General features: G+C 64.9%; 4 protein-coding genes. All 4 read left to right on the top strand.

All coding sequences use genetic code 11. The features are described 5' to 3' along the window. Window positions 1-130 precede the first annotated feature (130 nt). Window positions 131-679 (top strand): 3'-5' exonuclease, encoded by a 549-nt coding sequence (locus tag WC683_20765; protein MFA4975044.1) that lies wholly within the window; start codon window positions 131-133, stop codon window positions 677-679. Continuing rightward, the gene (gene thyX, locus WC683_20760) at window positions 676-1,311 is read left to right on the top strand and encodes an FAD-dependent thymidylate synthase (GenBank protein MFA4975043.1); all 636 of its coding nucleotides are present in this window, start codon (window positions 676-678) and stop codon (window positions 1,309-1,311) included. Before WC683_20765 ends, thyX begins: the two co-directional genes overlap by 4 nt. 26 nt (window positions 1,312-1,337) lie before the next feature. Beyond that, window positions 1,338-2,177 carry an AAA family ATPase gene (locus WC683_20755; protein MFA4975042.1) on the top strand — a complete coding sequence of 280 codons (840 nt, stop codon included), beginning with the start codon at window positions 1,338-1,340 and terminating at the stop codon, window positions 2,175-2,177. A gap of 42 nt (window positions 2,178-2,219) precedes the next feature. Continuing rightward, the coding region (locus WC683_20750; GenBank protein ID MFA4975041.1) for a hypothetical protein at window positions 2,220-2,653 on the top strand (434 nt) is incomplete at its 3' end.

Genomic DNA, 2,653 nt, shown 5'->3' with positions numbered 1-2,653 from the left:
ACCGAGAAGCTCAAGGCCTTTACGTTCACCGGCTACGACACCGGGGCCCCGGTGCCGGTCGAGACCGCCGCGAAGACTGTCGGCAGCGCCGTGTGGGACCACTTCGGCACGCTCGTGAAGGGGCTGTGACATGGACGGCTGGCTCGCAGTGGTGGACACCGAGACGACGGGTTTTGACCCAGTGCAGCACGAGGTCATTGACACGCACGTCCTCTTGGTGGACCCGCAGCTCAACGTTCGGTACGAAGCCGGCGGGCGCTCACCGCTGCTGTACCCGGAGAAGGCGAGCCCGCAGGCGTTGAAGGTGAACGGCTACAGCCTCGCCGAGTGGGAGAAGACCCAACGCCCGCTCGGCGAGGTGCTCTACCCGTGCTTCCAGCTCATCGAGCTGGCCGAGTGCTGGCTGGGCTCGAACCCGTCGTTTGATGTGCGCTTCCTCATCGCCGCCGGGCAGAGCATCGGCCTCAGGCTCCCGCACGCGAAGCGGCTCACCGATACGAAAGACGTCGCTGCCGCCATGGGTGTCTATGGCGTCTCCGAGAAGGGCTACCGCTCGCAGTCGCTCGGGGCGCTTGCGCGCCACTTCGGCATCCTGCTCGGCGGTATGCACGGGGCGCGAGTCGATTGCTATGTCACGCTCGAGGTTTACAAGCGACTTACGATGGGAGCCAACCGATGAAGATTATCAAGGCCAGTTTCGAGATCCTGCAGTTCCCTGAGAAACCGCTCGAAGCAATCGAGCAGGCGGCGCGGATCTGCTACAAGTCCGAGGACAGGATCGAGCCTGGTTCGGCCGAGCGCCTTGTGCGGTACCTCCTCGAGCGAGGCCACGAGGCGGTGATCGAGCTCGGCGGCATGGCCGTTGTGAAGATTATCTCCGATCGCGGCGTGTCGCATGAACTCGTGCGGCATCGGCTCTGCTCGTTCGCGCAGGAGTCGACGCGCTACTGCAACTATAGCAAGGGCAAGTTCGGTGAGGAGATCACGGTTATCGACCCTTGGCTTGGGGAAGCGCGACGCGGGCACGCTCGTGTGATCGACCTGTGGATCAAAGCGATGCACGATGCGGAGCTGAAGTATCTGCAACTCGTGCGGCGTGGTGTTCCCGCTGAGATCGCCCGCGGTGTGCTGCCGCAGTCGCTCAAGGCCGAGATAGTGGTGGGCGCGAACATGCGCGAGTGGCGGCACATCTTCAAGCTCCGGACTTCGGGGCGGGCGCACCCACAGATGCGCGAGGTCATGGTGCCGCTGCTCGTCGAGTTCAAGCGCCGAACGCCGATCTTGTTCGATGATATCGAGGTCTCGATATGATCAGTGCGCCTCCAGGCCTAATCCCGATGGGCGTATCGCAGTCAATGTTTTTGCGGATTGGAGTCTACGGCTACCCTGGCAGTGGCAAGACCTTCACGTCGATGACCTGGCCGGCGCCGCTTCTGATCAACCCACTCGCCGAGGGCGGGCACAACACCGCGCGTCACCCAGATGGCAGCTTCATCGTGCAGCCGGTCGTCATCGGTTCGACGCACGCCGCGTTCCTGCGGGACGTGCCCGGTTCGGTGTCGATCAAGGTCGAGCTGGAGCAGTGGATCGAGTACATCTACCGCGCCGCGCTCATGAAGCAGTGCCCTTGGCAGACGATCGTCCTGGGCGGCTTCTCGGATATTGCGACCATGATCTACGAGCAGGCCGAGAAGGAAGCGCAGGACGCGCAGAAGCGGCGCGGTGGCAAGGAAGACAAGCACCGCGCGTGGGGCGATGTGCTCGCGTGGTACAACCGCACCGTCCACATGCTCTTCAGCTTGCCGCTTCACGTCATCATCGAGATGGGCTGCAAGGTGACGATGGACAAGGACAACCGAGATCAGGTCGCGACCGTCGAGCCTGACCTCTCCGGCCGCGGCGGCAAGCTCGTGCTCCCTCGCGAGCTCGACATGCTCATCTACACCGAGCGCAACGGCTCCACGTTCTTCACTCACTTCGCTCCGCGAGTCTCGAAGCCGGTCTTCTACATGAAGGCGCCGCGCTTCCTCGCGATGACCTTCCAGCAGCCCGTGCAGGACTGCAGCTACGATATTTTCGCGCAGGCCTTGGGCCTGCGACCGATATGGGTGTGTGATCCTGGGCACCCGCGGTGCCAGCAAGGTCGCTGGCCCTGGCCCGTGCCCTGGCATGTTTAGACGAGGGACTTTGGAAACCCCCTCAGGAAAGGACCGTAGAAGATGGACATCAGCAATTTGACCCCCCAGCAGATCGCGGCGATCATGGCTCAGTTGCAGGCCCAGCCGACCCAGGCCGCGCCGCCGCCCCCGGCGCCGGTCGCGCCGCCGCCGCAGTACCCGCCGGCCGCGCCCACCTTCGCGCCGCCGCCCGGCGCCTACGCGCCGCCGCCCGGCTACGGGATGCCGCAGGGGATGCCGCAGCCGCAGGGCGCGCAGCTCCCGCCGCAGGGGCAGCCCGCCTCCGCGGACGTCATCACCAACCTGCCGCCGCCCAACCTGCTGGCCGGCACCTACGACTTCGAGGTGATGTTCGTCGAGCGCAAGAGCGGCGTCTCCGACAAGGGCAACGCCTGGGAGCAGCTCCGGTACAGGTTCACCGTGGTCGCCGGACCGATGCAGGGGCAGTCGATCACCGACAGCCTCTCGACGACCTA

This window comes from bacterium (assembly GCA_041648665.1).
GTDB lineage: Bacteria > UBA10199 > UBA10199 > 2-02-FULL-44-16 > JAAZCA01 > JAFGMW01.
This window is presented reverse-complemented; position numbering and strand designations above follow the sequence as displayed.

Excerpts from the sequence above, each read along its gene's own strand:
- WC683_20765 (MFA4975044.1), top strand. The coding sequence starts at position 131 with ATGGACGGCTGGCTCGCAGTGGTGGACACCGAGACGACGGGTTTTGAC.
- thyX (MFA4975043.1), top strand. The coding sequence starts at position 676 with ATGAAGATTATCAAGGCCAGTTTCGAGATCCTGCAGTTCCCTGAGAAA.
- WC683_20755 (MFA4975042.1), top strand. The coding sequence starts at position 1,338 with ATGGGCGTATCGCAGTCAATGTTTTTGCGGATTGGAGTCTACGGCTAC.